Below are 16,643 nucleotides of genomic sequence, written 5' to 3' on the forward strand. Positions count from 1 at the left end.
CTGTCATGTCCTTCCCGCTCCTTACGGTGACGGCAGCGGTGCCGGCGGTCGGTGCGATCCTCACCGCCGCCGTCCCCGCCGCCCGCCGCACCGCCGCCAAGTGGCTGGCGCTGCTCGTCTCGCTCGCCACGCTCGTGCTCGCCGCCGTCGTGTTCGTACGGTTCGAGCCCGGCGGCGAGCGCTACCAGCTGACCGAATCGCACTCCTGGATCAAGGACTTCGGTGTCCGGTACGAGCTCGGGGTCGACGGCATCGGGGTGGCGCTCATCGCGCTCACCGCCCTGCTGATCCCGTTCATCGTCCTGGCCGGCTGGCACGACGCCGACCAGGAGGCCTCCTCCAAGCGCTGGCGCCCGACCCAGGGCTTCTTCGCCCTGATCCTCATGGTCGAGGCGATGGTGATCCTCTCCTTCGAGGCCACCGACGTCTTCCTCTTCTACGTCCTGTTCGAAGCCATGCTCATCCCGATGTACTTCCTCATCGGCGGCTTCGGCGACCGGGCCCACGCGGGCTCCGACGAGAACGCGGCGGCCCAGCGGTCGTACGCGGCCGTCAAGTTCCTCCTGTACAACCTCGTCGGCGGCCTGATCATGCTGGCCGCCGTCATCGGGCTCTACGTGGTCGCGGGGAACTTCTCGCTCACCGAGATCGCCGAGGCCCGCGCCAACGGCACCCTCGACATGGCGACCAACACCGAGCGGCTGCTGTTCCTCGGCTTCTTCTTCGCCTTCGCGGTGAAGGCGCCGCTCTGGCCGCTGCACACCTGGCTGCCGAACGCGATGGGAGAGGCGACCGCCCCGGTCGCCGTCCTCATCACCGCCGTCGTCGACAAGGTCGGCACCTTCGCGATGCTCCGCTTCTGCCTCGGGCTCTTCCCCGAGGCCTCGCAGTGGGCCACCCCCGCGATCATCGTCCTCGCCCTCATCAGCATCGTGTACGGGGCACTGGTCGCGGTCGGCCAGCGGGACATCAAGCGCCTGGTCGCGTACGCGTCGATCTCGCACTTCGGCTTCATCATCCTCGGCATCTTCGCGATGACCAGCCAGGGCCAGTCGGGCGCCACGCTCTACATGGTCAACCACGGCATCTCGACGGCCGCCCTGATGCTCGTCGCCGGATTCCTGATCTCCCGGCGCGGCTCGCGGCTCATCGCCGACTACGGCGGTGTGCAGAAGGTCGCCCCGGTGCTCGCCGGCACCTTCCTGATCGGCGGCCTCGCGACCCTGTCGCTGCCCGGACTCGCCCCGTTCGTCAGCGAGTTCCTGGTCCTGGTCGGCACCTACGCCCGCTACCCGGTGGCCGGTGTCATCGCCACCACCGGCATCGTCCTCGCCGCGCTCTACACCCTCGTCCTGTACCAGCGGACGATGACCGGGCCGGTGAAGGAGGAGGTGCGGTCGCTGCCCGACCTGCGGGCGCGTGAACTGGCCGTGGCCGTGCCGCTGATCGCCGTCCTCATCTTCCTCGGGGTCTTCCCGAAGCCGCTGACGGACGTCGTCAACCCGGCGGTGCGGCACACCATGTCCGACGTCCAGCAGACGGACCCCCAGCCCGCAATTCAGACCGTGGAGGCGGCCAAGTGAGTTCCATGGCTGTCCACAGCTTGTGGACGACAGCTGCCGAGCCGCTGGACAAGATCCCGGCACCCCACATCGAGTACACCCAGCTCTCGCCCGTCCTCATCGTGATCGGCGCGGCGATCCTCGGCGTCCTCGTCGAGGCCTTCGTGCCCCGCAAGGCCCGCTACCACAGCCAGTTGTTCCTCAGCGTGGTCGCGCTCGTCGCCGCCTTCGCCGCGATCGTCGCCCTGGCGGCCGGCGGCTACGGCTCCACCAAGGCCCAGATCGCGGCCATGGGCGCCATCGCCGTCGACGGACCCGCCCTCTTCCTCCAGGGCACCATTCTCCTCGCCTCCGTCGTCGCCATCTTCACCTTCGCCGAGCGCAGGCTCGACCCGGCCGACCACGGCCACAAGGTCGACTCCTTCGCCGCCGAGGCCGCCGCCGTCCCGGGCAGCGACCAGGAGAAGGCCGCCGTCAAGGCCGGCTTCACCACCACCGAGGTCTTCCCGCTGGCGCTCTTCGCCATCGCCGGCATGCTGGTCTTCCCGGCCGCCAACGACCTCCTGACGCTCTTCGTCGCCCTGGAGGTCTTCTCCCTCCCGCTCTACCTGCTCTGCGCCGTCGCCCGCCGCAAGCGGCTGATGTCGCAGGAGGCGGCCGTCAAGTACTTCCTGCTCGGCGCCTTCTCCTCGGCCTTCCTGCTCTTCGGGATCGCCCTGCTCTACGGCTACGCGGGCTCCGTCTCGTACGCCACCATCGCCAGCGTCGTCGACGGCACCGTCGGCTCCGTGAACCCGGCGCTCGCCGACACCATGGGCAACGACGCGCTGCTGCTCATCGGCTTCGCCATGATCCTCACCGGGCTCCTCTTCAAGGTCGGCGCCGTGCCGTTCCACATGTGGACCCCGGACGTCTACCAGGGCGCCCCGACCCCGGTCACCGGCTTCATGGCCGCCGCGACCAAGGTCGCCGCGTTCGGCGCGCTGCTCCGCCTGCTGTACGTGGTGCTCCCGGGCCTCACCTGGGACTGGCGGCCGGTCATGTGGGGCGTCGCCATCGTCACCATGCTGGGCGGTGCGATCGTCGCCATCACCCAGACCGACATCAAGCGGCTCCTCGCGTACTCGTCGATCGCGCACGCGGGCTTCCTGCTCGCGGGTGTCATCGCGGCCACGCCGAGCGGCATCTCGTCGGTCCTGTTCTACCTCGGCGCCTACTCCTTCGTGACGATCGGCGCCTTCGCCGTCGTCACGCTGGTCAGGGACGCGGGCGGCGAGGCCACCCACCTCTCCAAGTGGGCCGGTCTCGGGCGCCGTTCGCCGCTCGTCGCCGCGGTCTTCGCGGTCTTTCTGCTCGCCTTCGCCGGCATCCCGCTGACCTCCGGGTTCTCGGGCAAGTTCGCGGTCTTCAAGGCGGCGGCGGACGGTGGCGCGGGCGCGCTCGTCGTGGTCGGCGTGATCTCCTCGGCGATCGCCGCGTTCTTCTACATCCGGGTGATCGTGCTCATGTTCTTCAGCGAGCCCAAGGCGGACGGCCCGACGGTCGCCGTGCCCTCGGCCCTGACGACCCTCACCATCACCGCCGGTGTGGTGGTCACCCTCGTGCTCGGCTTCGCCCCGCAGTACTTCCTGGACCTCGCGAACCAGGCGAGCGTCTTCGTCCGGTAGCGGGTACGGCAGAGGGCCCGGTCTCCGTGCGCGGAGGCCGGGCCCTTCGTCGTACGCCTACGCCTTCGGGTGGTCCTCAGGGCAGGGGGTGCAGTGCACCCGCGGGTTGTACGGAGTGAAGACGCCCTTCGGGTTCTTCTTGAAGATCCACGCGTGCAGCGAGTAGTGGGGGCCGACGGGCTCGAAGTCGAACGGCCCGTCGAAGCCCCGGCCGAAGAGCTGCGGCCTCGGCAGGTTCTCGTTCGGGTCCGGGACGACCCACTCGACCGCGACCAGCTCGCGCTTGCCGGTCTTGTGGTTCTCCTCGTACAGCACCGCGGCCGGCTTCGTCGGGTCGGTCGAGCCGAGGTTCGCGGGGTTCACGTAGTGGTAGCCCATGCCGCCGAGCTCCGGGTCCTCGACGCAGTCGTCGGTGCGCATGAAGCCGTCGGCTATGGCCTTCTGCTCCGACTGGTACTTCACCGTGGCGTCGTACGTCTTCTTGAGGTCCGGGTGCGGGAATTCGGTGACCGGCTTCGGGGCCGGCTCGGCCGAGACGGCCGGGGCGGTCCCCAGGGCCAGCGAACCGGCGGCGAGCAGGGCGAACGCGGCCATCAGGGGACGGGGTCGTGCGGACATGTGGGTGTACTCCTCGGGAGGGGCGCCGCCGGTGCGGGGCGCCGGACGCCGGCGGGCTCTCCCCGGCTCCCGCCGCCTCCAGCAGCATCGGCCGCCCGTTCCACCCCCGCACTCGGGACTGACCCAGGGGAGTGGACACGGCGCGTGACCACTCCCTCGGGCACCTCAGGCGGAGGGGACGATCCGGCCGCGTACCTCGCCCAGGGCCACGCGCGTGCCGTCCGGGCCCGGGGCCCAGGCCGTGAGGACGACCTCGTCGCCGTCCTCCAGGAACGTCCGCTTGCCGCCCGCGAGTTCGAGCGCGTCACGGCCGTTCCACGTCAGCTCCAGGAGCGAACCGCGCTGGTGCGTCTCGGGCCCGGAGACCGTCCCGGAGCCGTACAGGTCACCCGTACGCAGCGAGGCGCCGTTCACCGTCATGTGCGCGAGCTGCTGCGCGGCCGTCCAGTACATGGAGGAGAACGGCGGCTCCGCCACCACCTCGCCGTTGATCTCCACCGTGATCCGCAGGTCGAAGCCGCCCGGCTGCTCCTCCTCCGCGTCGTCCAGGTACGGCAGGAGGGGGAAGTCCCGCGCGGGCGGGGCGGTCCTCGCCGCGTCCAGGGCCTCCAGGGGCGTCACCCACGCCGACACCGAGGTCTGGAACGACTTGCCGAGGAACGGGCCGAGGGGCACGTACTCCCAGGCCTGCACGTCACGCGCCGACCAGTCGTTGAGCAGCGTCAGACCGAAGACGTGCTCCCCGAAGTCGGCCAGCGGGACGGGCTTGCCCAGTTCCGACGGGGTGCCGACGAGGAACCCGACCTCCGCCTCGATGTCCAGCTTGATCGAGGGCCCGAACACCGGTGCGGCGTCCGTGGGCGCCTTGCGCTGCCCGGAGGGGCGTACGACATCGGTCCCCGAGACCACGACCGTGCCGGCGCGACCGTGGTAACCGATCGGCAGGTGCTTCCAGTTGGGGGTGAGCGCGTCGCCGTCGGGGCGGAAGATCCGGCCCACGTTCGTCGCGTGGTGCTCGCTCGCGTAGAAGTCGACGTAGTCCGCGACCTCGTACGGCAGGTGCAGCGTCACCTCGTCCAGCGGGTGCAGCAGCGGCTCGATGTCCGCCCGGTGCGCGGGCACCGTCACCCAGGCCGTCAGCGCCCTGCGGACATCGCGCCAGGCCGTCCGCCCGGCCGCGAGCAGCGGGTTGAGGCTGGGCTGCGCGAGGAGCGCCGCGTACGGGGAGCCGAGCGCGTGCGCCGCGGCGCCCGCGTCCAGCACGTGCCCGCCGATCCGGACGCCGAGCCGGCGCCGGTCGGGCTCGTCGGCGGTCGAGAAGACGCCGTACGGGAGGTTGTGCGGGCCGAAGGGATCGCCTTCGGCCAGGTCGAGCGGGCTGTGCTCGGACATGGGTGCCTGCCTCGCTTTCCACGTGTGTGGGGGACACGTTACGGGGCGGGCCGCCGGGCGCGGATGACATGGATCACACAGAAAGTGCGGCCTCCGTGGGCAACTGTCCGGCTTCACGCGGTTTGTGTCGCGAGCGGGCGACGAACACGGCTGCGAGCTGCGAAAACAGGGCTCCCGCAAGGCCGTTCCCGGCCATACGATCGCCTTGGCGTCGCGCGCCGCGTGAAGTCGCCGCAGGCGCGCGGCCCGCACTTTCTTCCGCCTCTCCCTGACCAGGAAAAAGGGTCCGCACTGTGAAGATTCGTCGCATTCTGGCCACCGCCGTGGCCGCCGCTGTGACCACCCCGGTCGTGTTCCTCTCGGCCGCGCCCGCGTTCGCGGACACCAAGCCGTCGCCCTCGCCGACGCAGAAGTCCACGCTCGACGACGAGGACCCCGAGGACATGCCGTCGCTCGAGGAGCTGAAGGCGGCCGTCGCGCTGGCCCAGAAGGCGTACGACGAGGCCGTCGTCGACCTCGCCAAGGCCAAGGAGGCCCTGAAGGCCTTCGACAAGCCCGAGCACCCCCTCAGGGCCGCGATGACCGAGGCCAAGACGGCCGCCGAGGCCGCCGCCGCGGCGAAGATCCTCGCCGACGAGAAGCTCGCCGAGGCCGAGAAGGCCGTCACGGAGCTGCCCGCCGACGCCACCGAGGAGCAGAAGGCGGCCGCCGCCGCTGCCGTCACCGAAGCGAAGAGGGTCGCCGACGAGGCCGCCATCGCCAAGACCGCCGCCGACAGGGAGTCCGCGGAGGCGGACAAGGCCTTCAGCGACGCCCGCTCCGCCGCCTCCCAGGTCGTCACCCTCGCCCAGAAGGTGAAGAAGGCCGCCGCCGAGGACCTCGCCGAGGCCCAGGAGGAGCTGAAGTTCTACGAGGAGATCGGCGGGGAGTGCGAGGTCGACCCCGCCGTGGAGATCGCGCTGAGCGGCCCGAAGACGGTCACCGCCGGCCAGCCCGCCGTCTTCTCGCTGCGCGTCACCAACACCTCCGACGCGCCCCTGGACGCCGTCCACGCCTTCGCCGACGCCCTGCGGATCCCCGAGGACGACGAGGCCATCGACGAGGAGACGGACTTCGCCGACCGGATGATCCCCGTCGAGTGGTCCTCCGCCGACAACCTCGAATGGACGTCGTTCACCGAGGAGTTCGACTCCATCGAGATCGGCAAGCTCGCCAAGGGCGCGCACTACGACGTGAAGCTGCGCCTCACGGTCCCCGCCGACGCCACCGCCGGCGAGGGCGCGGCCTTCTCGTACGCCGAGTACGAGACCAACGACGGCGAGTGCGGCATGGGCGACTACGCGGACGTCACCTTCGACATCCTCGCCGCCAAGGGCGACAAGCCGAAGCCTGAGCCGACGCCGACCCCGTCGGTGACGACCACGACGCCGGCCCCGGCGCCCTCCACCGCCGGCAACACCAACACCACCCCGCAGGGCGGCTCGTCCACCACGCGCGTGAACGGCTCCCTCGCCGCCACCGGTGCCGACGACACCCTCCCGCTCGGCCTCGCCGCCGGTGCGGCCGTCGCCCTCGGCGCCGGCGCGGTGTTCTTCGCACGTCGCCGCAAGGCCGACGCGAACGCGTAACCGCTTTTCCGGTCCCCCGTACGGCGTGCGCTCAGCCCGCCGTACGGGGGATCCGCTTTTCCCAGGTGCGGTGGAAGACGACCTCCCCGCCCTCCTTGCACACCACCTCGTTCGCGGTGAGGAACGCGTCCGCGTCGCAGGTGATCTCCGAGCGGGTGTCGATCGTGACGTCCCAGGCCGTCTCCGGGCGGTGCAGCCGGATCGACCACTCGGAGCGGGTCCGGGCGGACAACGGGCCGCTCTCGTCGATCGTGTACGTCTCCACGGCGTCCTCGGTGAACTCCAGGCCGTCCGGGTACACGCGCGTACCGCCGTATCTCGGGTCGACCTCCAGGGTCCACTCGCCCTTCGCCACGTCCCTGACCACCACCCGCTCCGGGCGGGGCTCCTCCAGGGTGACCGGATGGGCGACGCCGAGCGGCGCGGACTGCTCCGGCTCCTCCCACTCGACGGCGTCCTGGGTGGGGCGGCGCACCGGCAGGGTGAGGGAGGAGCCCTCCGGGTCGAGGGTGAAGCCCGCCGCGTCCGGCTGGGGCCAGATCCACGGCCAGTACGTGGACGAGACGGCGAGGCGCACCCGGTGTCCCGGCGGGAAGCTGTGCCCGATGCCGTTCAGTTCGAAGGCGAAGCTCTCCGTCTCGCCGATCTGGGCCTCCACGGCCCGGTCGCGGCCGTAGCGGGCGGAGAAGTTCAGCGCGCCGCGGGTGACGAGGGTGGAGGAGCCGTCGGGGGCGATGTCGCAGAGCCGGGCGATGACCTGCCCGGTGGGGGCGGCGGCGCGCAGGGCGAGGTTGACGGACGGCCGGCCGAGGATCTCGATCGCCGGACCGTCCTCGGGCACGGGGAAGTCGAAGCAGGCCGAGTGGGCGTCCTCGTCGCGCTGGTCGGGCGGCAGGTCGGCGTCGTTGCCGAAGGGGAAGAAGCGGCCGGCGTCGAGGCCGGTCTGCTGCGGCGAGTCGACCACGACGGGGGCGCCCTGGAAGGCGTACGTGACGGGGGTGACGTGGGGAGAGGGCCAGGCGGGGTCGGTGACCCAGCGGCCGGGCAGTTCCTCGTACACGGTGGCGGGGAGGTGCGACTCGCTGATCCAGGAGCGGAGCAGCGGCTCGGCCATGACGTCGTTCTCGATGCCCTTGAGGTGGTGGTCCCACCAGCGCAGGGTCTCCTGGAGGAAGCCGATGGCGGGGCCCGGCGGCAGGCCCCGGTCCGGGTACTGGTGGGACCAGGGGCCGATGATGCCGCGCACCCGGTCCTGGGGGAGGTGCTGGGCGAGGCGGAGGACGGTGTCCCGGTACGGGTCGTGCCAGCCGCCGACGGCGAGGACGGCGGCCCGGACGGCGGAGTAGTCCTCGCAGACGCTGCCGTGCCGCCAGTAGGCGTCGCGGGTCTGGTGGGCGAGCCAGGTGTGGACGAGGGGCTCGACGGCCTCCAGTCGCTTCAGCCACATCGCGCGCCACTCCTCGCCCGCGTACCGCGGGTCGGGCGGGCGGCAGACGAAGGCGAGCATGGTGGCGGCCCAGGCGTGCATGTCGACGCCGAGGACGGAGCCGCCCATGTAGTGGACGTCGTTGTCGTAGCGGTCGTCGGTGGAGCAGACGGTGACGATCGCCTTGAGGGGTTCGGGGGCGAGGGCGGCGATCTGGAGCGAGTTGAAGCCGCCCCAGGAGATGCCGAACATGCCGACCTTGCCCGTGCACCAGGGCTGTTCGGCGAGCCAGTTCACGACGGCGACGCCGTCGGCGAGCTCGACCGGGTCGTACTCGTCGCCGGGCAGGCCCTCGCTGTTGCCGTGGCCGCGGACGTCGACGCGTACGGAGGCGTAGCCGTGGCCCGCGTACCAGGGGTGGCGCTGCCAGTCGCGGGGCGCGGTCCAGTCGGTGAGGCGGTACGGCAGGTACTCCAGGAGGGCCGGTACGGGCTCGTCGGTGAGCGGGCGCCACACGCGCGCGTACAGCCTGGTCCCGTCCGGCAGCGGGATGCGGATGTCCTCGTGGCGGGTCTCGTACGGGAAGTCGGTACGGATCTTCGTCATCAGGTCACCTCAGTGGACGGGGTGCATGGTGCGGCGCAGCCAGGGCGCCAGGGCGAGCACGGCGAGGCCGACGGCGACGGCCACGGCGCCGTTCACGCCGAAGTAGACGGGCTTGGACACGTCGTCGTAGAGCTTGACGGTCTGGGCCTGGATGCCGTTGGCGAGTGCGAGGGAGAGGAACCAGAGGGACATCGTCTGGCTGGAGAAGGCCTTCGGGGCGAGCTTGCTGGTGGCGGACATCCCGGAGGTCTCCAGGAGCACGTCGCCGAGGCCGAGCAGCAGGTAGGAGCCGACGATCCACCAGGCGGCCATCCGGTACGTGTCGTCGGCGTGTCCGGAGGTCGGCAGGACCATCAGGAGGAAGGAGAGGCCGCCCAGGATGACGCCGAAGGCGATCTTGTTGGAGGCGTGCGGCTGGCGGGGGCCCATGCGGGCCCAGGCGGCGGCCACCACGGGCGCCAGGAGGACCTCGAAGGCGCCGAGGGTGGAGGCGTACCAGCTCGCGGGGAAGTCGAAGCCGAGGATGGTCGTACGGGCGTTCTCGGCGGCGAGGAGCATCATCGTCGAGTACGCCTGGAAGAGGATGAAGTTGAACGCCACCGAGGCCAGGAACAGCACGACGTACGGCTTGAGGCGGCCGCGTTCCTCCGCGGTGACCCGGGGGCTCCGGAACATGACCGCGAAGTAGACGACCGGGGCGATCACCGAGACCAGGGTCAGCAGGTCCACGAACCGGTCCATGGTCAGCCAGCCGGCGAGCGCGAGGGCCGTGGCGACGAGGGCGAAGGCGACCGTGCCGGTGATGATCAGCCGGACCGCCCGGCGCATGGCGTCGGGGGCGAGGGCGAACTCGGCGGAGTGTTTGCGCCCGGCCAGGTGACGGCGGCCCGCGACGTACTGGATCAGGCCGAGGGTCATGCCGAGCGCGGCGGCCGAGAAGCCCCAGTGGTAGCCCTGGTGGTCGGCGAGCCAGCCGGTGATCAGGGGTCCCGCGAAGGCGCCGATGTTGATCGCCATGTAGTAGAGGGCGAAACCGGCGTCGCGGCGGTCGTCGTCCGTGCGGTACAGCTTGCCGACCATGGTCGCCACGTTCGGCTTCAGGAGGCCCGTGCCGGCGCTGATCAGGCCGAGGCCGGCCCAGGTCATGGCGGCCGTCGGCACCGCCATCGCGTAGTGGCCGCAGGCGATCAGGATCCCGCCCCAGAGGACCGCGCGGTACGAGCCGAGGATGCGGTCCGCGAGCCAGCCGCCGGCCACCGAGACCAGGTAGACGAGGGTGCCGTAGGCGGCGGACACGGAGGCGGCGGTGCCCGCCGCCATGCCGAGGCCGCCGTCGGCGACGGCGGCGGCGAAGTAGAGGACGAGGATCGCCTGCATGCCGAGGAACGAGAACCGTTCCCAGACCTCCAGGCCGGAGAGGGTCAGCAGCCCCCGGGGATGGCCGAGGAAGGCGTGGTCGTCCTCGGGGGGCGGCTGCCCGCCGCTCGTATCGCTGTCGATCGCTGTTCGGGACAAAACGCGCACTCCTGGTCGTATGAGCTGATCACGAACATACCGGGGGTGACGGGAAGGCGCCCACGGTGATCGAAAGGTGACCGGATACGCTGGCTTGAGTGAATCCAGCGACACATCGACAATCCGTGTGATCTTCAACAGTCCATGTGAACCATCCGTGTGATCGTCAGCAGGCGTCAGCAGACAGGAGACCCCCTCGTGACCGTCGTCGGGCCGTTCGGTCTTAGCGTGCGGGACCAGGCTCTCGAAGCCGATGTCCAGACGGGGTTGGCGGCTGTGGAGGCGGGCCTCCTGGACGCCACCAAGAGCGATGTCCCCTTCATCACGGAGGCCGCGCAGCACCTCGTCCTGGCCGGCGGCAAGCGCTTCCGTCCCCTGCTCGTGATGCTCGCCGCCCAGTTCGGCGACCCCTACGCGCCGGGCGTCGTGCCCTCCGCCGTCGTCGTCGAGCTCACCCACCTGGCCACGCTCTACCACGACGACGTCATGGACGAGGCCGACGTCAGGCGCGGCGTCCCCAGCGCCAACACCCGCTGGGGCAACTCCATCGCCGTCCTCACGGGTGACTTCCTCTTCGCCCGCGCCTCGCACACGCTCGCGGACCTCGGCCCCGAAGCCGTACGGATCCAGTCCGAGGCGTTCGAACGCCTCGTGACCGGCCAGATCCTGGAGACCGCCGGACCGACCGACGGCCGCGACCCCGTCGATCACTACCTCGACGTCCTCGGCGGCAAGACCGGCTCCCTCGTCGCCGTCTCCTGCCGCTTCGGCGCGATGATGTCCGGCGCCGAGGAGAGCGTCGTCGACACCCTCACGCAGTACGGGGAGCGGCTCGGCGTCGCCTTCCAGCTCGCCGACGACGTCCTCGACATCGCCTCCGACTCCCACGAGTCCGGCAAGACCCCCGGCACCGACCTGCGCGAGGGCATCCCGACCCTGCCCGTCCTCCACCTGCGGGCCGCCGCGGCCGCCCACGGCCGCCCGGAGGACCTGGAACTCGTCGCCCTCGTCGACGGCGACCTCAGCGACGACGAGCGGCACGCCGAGGTCCTGCGCCGGCTGCGCGCCCACCCCGCCCTGGAGCAGGCCCGCCGGGACACCGTGCGGTACGCGCAGGAGGCGCGCGCGATGCTGGCGCCGCTGCCCGACGGGTACGCGAAGGCGGCCCTGGCGGAGATGTGCGACGCGGTCGTCCACCGCGCGGGCTGACACGACCGCCTCGTCCTCCCCGCGCGGGTCAACCGCGGGGGTGAGGCGGTCTCAGGGTCGGGTCATCCCGAAGCAGTACGTGAGGTTGATCCCCGGGGCTGACGTATCCCCGCCGCCTCTTTGGTGAGATGGAGACATCGACCACGGAGGTAGCGGAGACCATGGCAGAGACCCGTAAGGCGAGCCGGTTCATCGTCCCGGTCGCGGTGGCAGGAGTGGCCGCGGCGACCATCGGACTCGTCCCGGCGCTGGCGGCGTCCGGCGACCCCGAACTGCCGGAGATCACGGCCCAGCAGCTCATCGAGAAGATCGCGGCCTCGGACACCCAGACCCTGTCCGGCACGTTCAAGATCTCCACCGACCTGGGACTGCCGTCCTTCGCCGGCCTGATGCCGGGCCTCGGCGGCGACGGCGGCGGCTCGTCGGCCGACCCCTCGGAGAAGCTCACCCAGCTCGTCTCCGGCACCCACACCCTGCGCGTGGCGGCCGACGGCCCCGAGCGCCAGAAGCTGACCCTGCTCGACGGCTCCGACGAGTACAGCCTGATCCACAACGGCGCCGACGTCTGGGCGTACGACAGCAAGTCGAACGAGGTCTTCCACGAGAAGGCCCCCGAAGGCGCGGGCGCGCCGGAGGAGAAGGAGGTCCCGACCACGCCCAAGGAGCTCGCGGACGAGGTCCTGAAGGCGGCCGGCGACACCACGTCGATCACCGTCGGCGGTACGGCCAAGGTGGCCGGCCGGGACGCGTACCAGCTGGTGATCAAGCCGAAGCAGGCCGGTTCGACGGTCGAGTCGGTCAAGATCGCGGTGGACGCGGCGAACGGCACCCCGCTGAAGTTCACCCTCGCCTCGGTCGAGGGCGGCAAGCCCGTCGTCGACGCGGGCTTCACGAAGATCGACTTCGCGAAGCCGGCGGCCTCCGACTTCACCTTCAAGGCGCCCGCGGGCGCCAAGGTGACCGAGGGCGCGGCGGAGGACGCGGCGGGCGAGGAGAAGCTGCCCGAGGGCTTCGAGAAGGGCCTCGGCGACCTGGAGAAGGGCTTCGGCGGCTTCGGTGGCTCCGGCGAGGGCGTGAACGTCATCGGCGAGGGCTGGACGACGATCGCGAAGCTCGACACCGGGGCCCCGGCGCCGAAGACCGACGAGGCGCCGAAGGAGGTCCAGGGCTTCCTGGACTCCCTCGGCGACAAGGTCACCGGGAAGTTCGGCTCGGGCACCGTCTTCAAGACGAAGCTGGTGAACGCGCTCCTCACCGACGACGGCAAGGTCTACGTCGGCGCGGTGACGCAGGACGCCCTGGTGAACGCGGCGAACGCCGGCAAGTAGCCGCAAGGAGCAGTCTGGTTGGGACCCCGGGCGGGTCGGGGGCGATGGTCACCGACCCACCCGGGAGCTCTTTCGTTTCGCGCTACGGGAACGGCAGCGCTACGGGAACGTCAGCTTGAAGCCGCTGATGTAGCCCGTGTCGACCGAGGCCTTGTCCTGGGCGCGGAGCTTCCAGGCACCGTTGGCGACCTCGGAGGAGGCGTTCACGGTGAAGGTCTGGACGATGTTGTCGGCGCTGCCGCCGGACACGTCGGCCGTGTTCTCGAAGACCGTGCCGGTGGGCGGCGGCGTCGAGGTGCCGGACAGCGCCCAGATCGCGTGGGCGACGGCGTCGCTGTTGCGGTCGAGGGCGGTGTCGTTGATGTTCGCCGTCGTGTCGCAGGACGAGTGGTAGCAGCGGTCGAAGGCCGTGGCCGTACCGCCCCACTTCGCCACCTGGGCACTGGTCTTGACCCGGCTGGCGCCCGTGAAGAGCCCGCCGACGGGTATGCCGACGTTCTTGAACGAGGCGTGGTCCGAGCGACCGTCGCCCTCGGTCTCGATCTCGGTCGGGACGCCGAGACCGGCGAAGTAGTTCTTGAAGGTCGTCTCGATCGTGGGGTCGTCGTCGTAGACGAAGTAGCCCGGGTTCGGCGAGCCGATCATGTCGAAGTTCAGGTACCCGGAGAGCTTGGCGCGCTCGGTCGTGGGCAGCTGGGCGACGTAGTACTTCGAGCCGACGAGGCCGAGTTCCTCCGCGCCCCACCAGCCGAAGCGCAGGTGCTTGGAGGGCTGGTAGCCGGCCCGGGCCACCGCGAGCGCGGTCTCCAGGACGGCGGCGGAGCCGGAGCCGTTGTCGTTGATGCCGGCGCCGGAGGAGACCGAGTCGAGGTGCGCGCCGGCCATCAGGACCTGGTTCGGGTCGCCGCCCGGCCAGTCGGCTATCAGGTTGTAGCCGACGGCGCTGTTGGAGGTGAACTGCTGGATGGTGGTGGTGTATCCGGCGGCGTCCAGCTTGGCCTTCACGAAGTCGATGGAAGCCTTGTAGCCGGTACGGCCGTGGGCGCGGTTGCCGCCGTTGGCGTTGGCGATCGACTGCAGGTCCGTCAAGTGCTGCTTGACGTTGGCGAGCGGGATGTCGGGCGCGGCGGCGGCAGCGGCGGGGCTGGCCGAGGCGCTGGTGCCGGTGAGACCGCCGAGGGCGAGCGCCGCGAGTGCGGCGGCCGCGGTGAAGCGTCTGGACACGGAGATGTTCATCTGTGGGGGCTCCGGATTCCGAACGGGGATGGGACGGAACGTGCGAGACGCCTCGGGCGTGGGTGCCACGAGGCGCTGGAGCTGTGCGAGTGCATGTGCGGTGTTCAGTTGTTCTGGTGTTCTGTTGTGCGTGCTGAATGTTCAGCGAGGGTTTGACTCCGCGTCAAGAGCGGAAACCGGTCAGGGGCGTTCGCTCACCGGACAAGTGGACCCGCGACGGTCTCTCGCGCGCCGGGAGTCGGCCCGGTCCCGTCGGCGGGAGGCTGCTGAGGTCCGGGGGCGTCGTCTCGGGTGGGTCTCGGGTGCGGCCGCCCTCTTTCCGGGTGTGGCGGCCCGCGCACCCCGAACCGGCCGTGACGGACCCACCTGCCCGTCGCCACTGACCAAGCCCCCACCCACCGGCCGACAGGCGCACGCGCAGCCCCCGCCGCTGCCCGGGGCTTCGCGTGACCGCGGTCCCACCCGCGCCAGGGAAGTCGGCCCGCCCTGAAGCCCGGTCGGCCGGACGCTGTCCCGCGAGGAGGTACCCCGCCGCCGTTCAAGATCGTTCAGGAGGCAGAATGGGCCTTATGCCTCTGTCGAACACCCCGAAAACGGCAATAATCGACGACGCCCCGATGGTCAGCGGCGTCCTGGCCCGCGCCTTCGGCGACGACCCGATGATGCGCTGGTTCTTCCCCGACGACGCCTCGCGCGAGGCCGGTCTCGGCCGGTACTTCACCACCCTCTTCGCCCGGCAGTACGGCCTGCACGGTGTGTGCGAGCGCACCGACGCCGCCGCCGCCTTCTGGGTGGCGCCGGAGGGGCAGGACAAGGCCGTTCCCGACGCGGAGACCGTCCAGGAGCTCCAGGAGATCCTCGGTGACCGCGCCGGCCTGTTCCGTGCGGCCGTCGAGGCGGCCGCCGAGCACGCGCCGCAGGAGCCCCACTGGTACCTCGCGGTCATCGGTGCCGACCCGGCAGCCCGGGGGCAGGGTCACGGATCCGCGCTGCTGCGCTCCGGCCTCGCGCAGGCCGACGCGGCAGGCATGCCGGTCTACCTGGAGTCCTCCAAGCCGGACAACCTCCCCGTGTACGAACACTTCGGCTTCGTCGTCCTCGGCGAGGCGAGCCTGCCGGGCGGCGGTCCGACCCTGTGGGCCATGCGGCGCGCGCCCCGCGACCCCTCGGACGTCTGAGCCGCCACCGGCGGCCTCGGCATCCCGGTCGTCACGGCGCCGGCCGCCTGGGCTCCTGTGCCGTCCGCGCGCGCAGGTGGTCCAGGAGGCCCGCCGGCTCCGGGTACGGCTCCTCGTTCGGCAGCAGTCGGCGGGCGCCGTCCAGGTCGCCCGAACGGACGAGGTCGCGCACGTCGTGGGCGAGCGGCGTCACGTCGCTGACCGACACCGTCCACTCGTCCGCGTACCGGCGAGAGGCCTCGCCCGAGAGTCCGAGCTGGAGCGAGCGGTACGGCAGTGCCCGGAGCTGCGGGTCGCGCTCCGGGTCCCACTGGACGCGTGTCGGCGCCTCCCTCAACTGCCTCTTCCAGGCGGCCTGGTCGGGGTGGAACCCGCGCTCGTAGTGGGAGAGGCAGGCGTTCCGCAGGGCCCACTCGAAGCCCTCGCGGGTGATCTCCACGGCGAGGACGGTCTCCTGGCCCTCCTTCGTCCCCCAGCCGGAGCGGTACATCATCCACAGGAACGACGGCTTGATCCACGTCATCCGGTCCCGCTTCCAGGTGGCCGGAAACCGGCCCTCGCGGGCCGCGGGCAGGCCGATCCCGGGTCGGTACGCCTGGTAGACGGTGACCGTACGGTCGGTGTGGAGCGCCCGGATGCGGTACTTCGGCTCATCGGTGGCCGGCTTCGTTTCTTCCATGGGCCTCAGGATGGGTGAAGTCCCCGGGGAGGACCACCGGTTATCCGTGTCCTCCCGGCGAGACGTCCTCAGGACACCGCCGCCGCCTCCTTGGCGTCGTACTCCTCCCGTGCCGCCGCGATCTCGTTCTGGTGGCGTTCGGTCCAGGTGACCAGGGACCGGATCGTGGTGTGCAAGGTGCCGCCCAGAGGCGTCAGTTCGTAGTCGACGCGCGGCGGCACCACCGGGTGGACCGTGCGCTTCACCAGGCCGTCGCGCTCCAGCTGGCGCAGCGTCACGGTCAGCATGCGCTGGCTGACGCCGTCGATCTCGCGCTTCAGCTCGGTGAAGCGCAGGACGCGGCGGTCGAGGAGGGCGATGACCAGGAGGGACCACTTGTCGGCGACCCGGTCGAGGATCTGCCGCACCTCGCAGTCCTCCCGGGTGTCCCACTGGAAGGGGTCGGGGTCGCCCTCGGTTCCGTAGGTTCCCGCGCAGTGACTCGGTTCCTTCAAAGTGCCTTCTTCCATGGCACCCGATGGTCCCGCAGGATGCAGATGGTTACAAGAGGGAACCGACCCTCGGATCGGTAACCGTCCACCGCAATCCGTCCTGCCCTG

At 71.0% G+C, this 16,643-nt stretch carries 13 protein-coding genes; 6 read left to right on the plus strand and 7 right to left on the minus strand.

The features are described 5' to 3' along the window. The first annotated feature begins 5 nt into the window (after window positions 1-5). On the plus strand, window positions 6-1,583 hold the full coding sequence (locus IO20_RS0135415) for an NADH-quinone oxidoreductase subunit M (RefSeq protein ID WP_030549905.1): 1,578 nt from the start codon (window positions 6-8) through the stop codon (window positions 1,581-1,583). Further along, window positions 1,580-3,229, plus strand: a complete 1,650-nt coding sequence (gene nuoN, locus IO20_RS0135420) for an NADH-quinone oxidoreductase subunit NuoN (protein ID WP_030549903.1) — start codon at window positions 1,580-1,582, stop codon at window positions 3,227-3,229. The genes IO20_RS0135415 and nuoN overlap by 4 nt, the downstream gene beginning before the upstream one ends. Before the next feature lie 57 nt (window positions 3,230-3,286). Here nuoN and IO20_RS0135425 read toward each other — a convergent pair whose 3' ends face one another. Together IO20_RS0135425 and fahA are read right to left on the minus strand one after the other, a co-directional pair. After that, on the minus strand, window positions 3,287-3,847 hold the full coding sequence (locus IO20_RS0135425; protein WP_030549900.1) for a hypothetical protein: 561 nt from the start codon (window positions 3,845-3,847) through the stop codon (window positions 3,287-3,289). A gap of 165 nt (window positions 3,848-4,012) precedes the next feature. Continuing rightward, complete coding sequence (fahA, locus tag IO20_RS0135430) at window positions 4,013-5,239, minus strand: fumarylacetoacetase (RefSeq protein ID WP_030549899.1); 1,227 nt, start codon at window positions 5,237-5,239, stop codon at window positions 4,013-4,015. Between the two features lie 293 nt (window positions 5,240-5,532). Between fahA and IO20_RS0135435 the strand changes: the two genes are divergently transcribed. Beyond that, the gene (locus IO20_RS0135435; protein ID WP_030549898.1) at window positions 5,533-6,867 is read left to right on the plus strand and encodes an LPXTG cell wall anchor domain-containing protein; all 1,335 of its coding nucleotides are present in this window, start codon (window positions 5,533-5,535) and stop codon (window positions 6,865-6,867) included. 31 nt (window positions 6,868-6,898) lie between these two features. Here IO20_RS0135435 and IO20_RS0135440 read toward each other — a convergent pair whose 3' ends face one another. After that, window positions 6,899-8,899, minus strand: coding sequence for a CocE/NonD family hydrolase (locus tag IO20_RS0135440; protein ID WP_030549897.1), 2,001 nt, complete (start codon window positions 8,897-8,899; stop codon window positions 6,899-6,901). A gap of 9 nt (window positions 8,900-8,908) precedes the next feature. After that, window positions 8,909-10,414, minus strand: coding sequence for a peptide MFS transporter (locus IO20_RS0135445; protein ID WP_030549896.1), 1,506 nt, complete (start codon window positions 10,412-10,414; stop codon window positions 8,909-8,911). 198 nt (window positions 10,415-10,612) lie between these two features. Between IO20_RS0135445 and IO20_RS0135450 the strand changes: the two genes are divergently transcribed. Then, on the plus strand, window positions 10,613-11,623 hold the full coding sequence (locus IO20_RS0135450; protein ID WP_030549895.1) for a polyprenyl synthetase family protein: 1,011 nt from the start codon (window positions 10,613-10,615) through the stop codon (window positions 11,621-11,623). A 161-nt stretch (window positions 11,624-11,784) separates the two neighbouring features. Further along, window positions 11,785-12,951: a LolA family protein gene (locus tag IO20_RS0135455; RefSeq protein WP_211270470.1), complete on the plus strand. Its 1,167-nt coding sequence runs from the start codon at window positions 11,785-11,787 to the stop codon at window positions 12,949-12,951. Between the two features lie 99 nt (window positions 12,952-13,050). Here IO20_RS0135455 and IO20_RS0135460 read toward each other — a convergent pair whose 3' ends face one another. Further along, the gene (locus tag IO20_RS0135460) at window positions 13,051-14,187 is read right to left on the minus strand and encodes a M28 family peptidase (RefSeq protein WP_031127897.1); all 1,137 of its coding nucleotides are present in this window, start codon (window positions 14,185-14,187) and stop codon (window positions 13,051-13,053) included. Window positions 14,188-14,756: 569 nt separating this feature from the next. On the opposite strand from IO20_RS0135460, the gene IO20_RS0135465 reads away from it, so the two are divergent. Then, window positions 14,757-15,365 carry a GNAT family N-acetyltransferase gene (locus IO20_RS0135465; protein WP_106978587.1) on the plus strand — a complete coding sequence of 203 codons (609 nt, stop codon included), beginning with the start codon at window positions 14,757-14,759 and terminating at the stop codon, window positions 15,363-15,365. Between the two features lie 31 nt (window positions 15,366-15,396). Here IO20_RS0135465 and IO20_RS0135470 read toward each other — a convergent pair whose 3' ends face one another. Next, window positions 15,397-16,044 carry a DUF4291 domain-containing protein gene (locus tag IO20_RS0135470; RefSeq protein ID WP_031127899.1) on the minus strand — a complete coding sequence of 216 codons (648 nt, stop codon included), beginning with the start codon at window positions 16,042-16,044 and terminating at the stop codon, window positions 15,397-15,399. A 68-nt stretch (window positions 16,045-16,112) separates the two neighbouring features. After that, window positions 16,113-16,553, minus strand: a complete 441-nt coding sequence (locus IO20_RS0135475) for a winged helix-turn-helix transcriptional regulator (RefSeq protein ID WP_030549889.1) — start codon at window positions 16,551-16,553, stop codon at window positions 16,113-16,115. Window positions 16,554-16,643 lie beyond the last annotated feature (90 nt).

The sequence above is a fragment of the Streptomyces exfoliatus genome (genome assembly GCF_000725545.1).
Classification (GTDB): Bacteria; Actinomycetota; Actinomycetes; order Streptomycetales; family Streptomycetaceae; genus Streptomyces; species Streptomyces exfoliatus.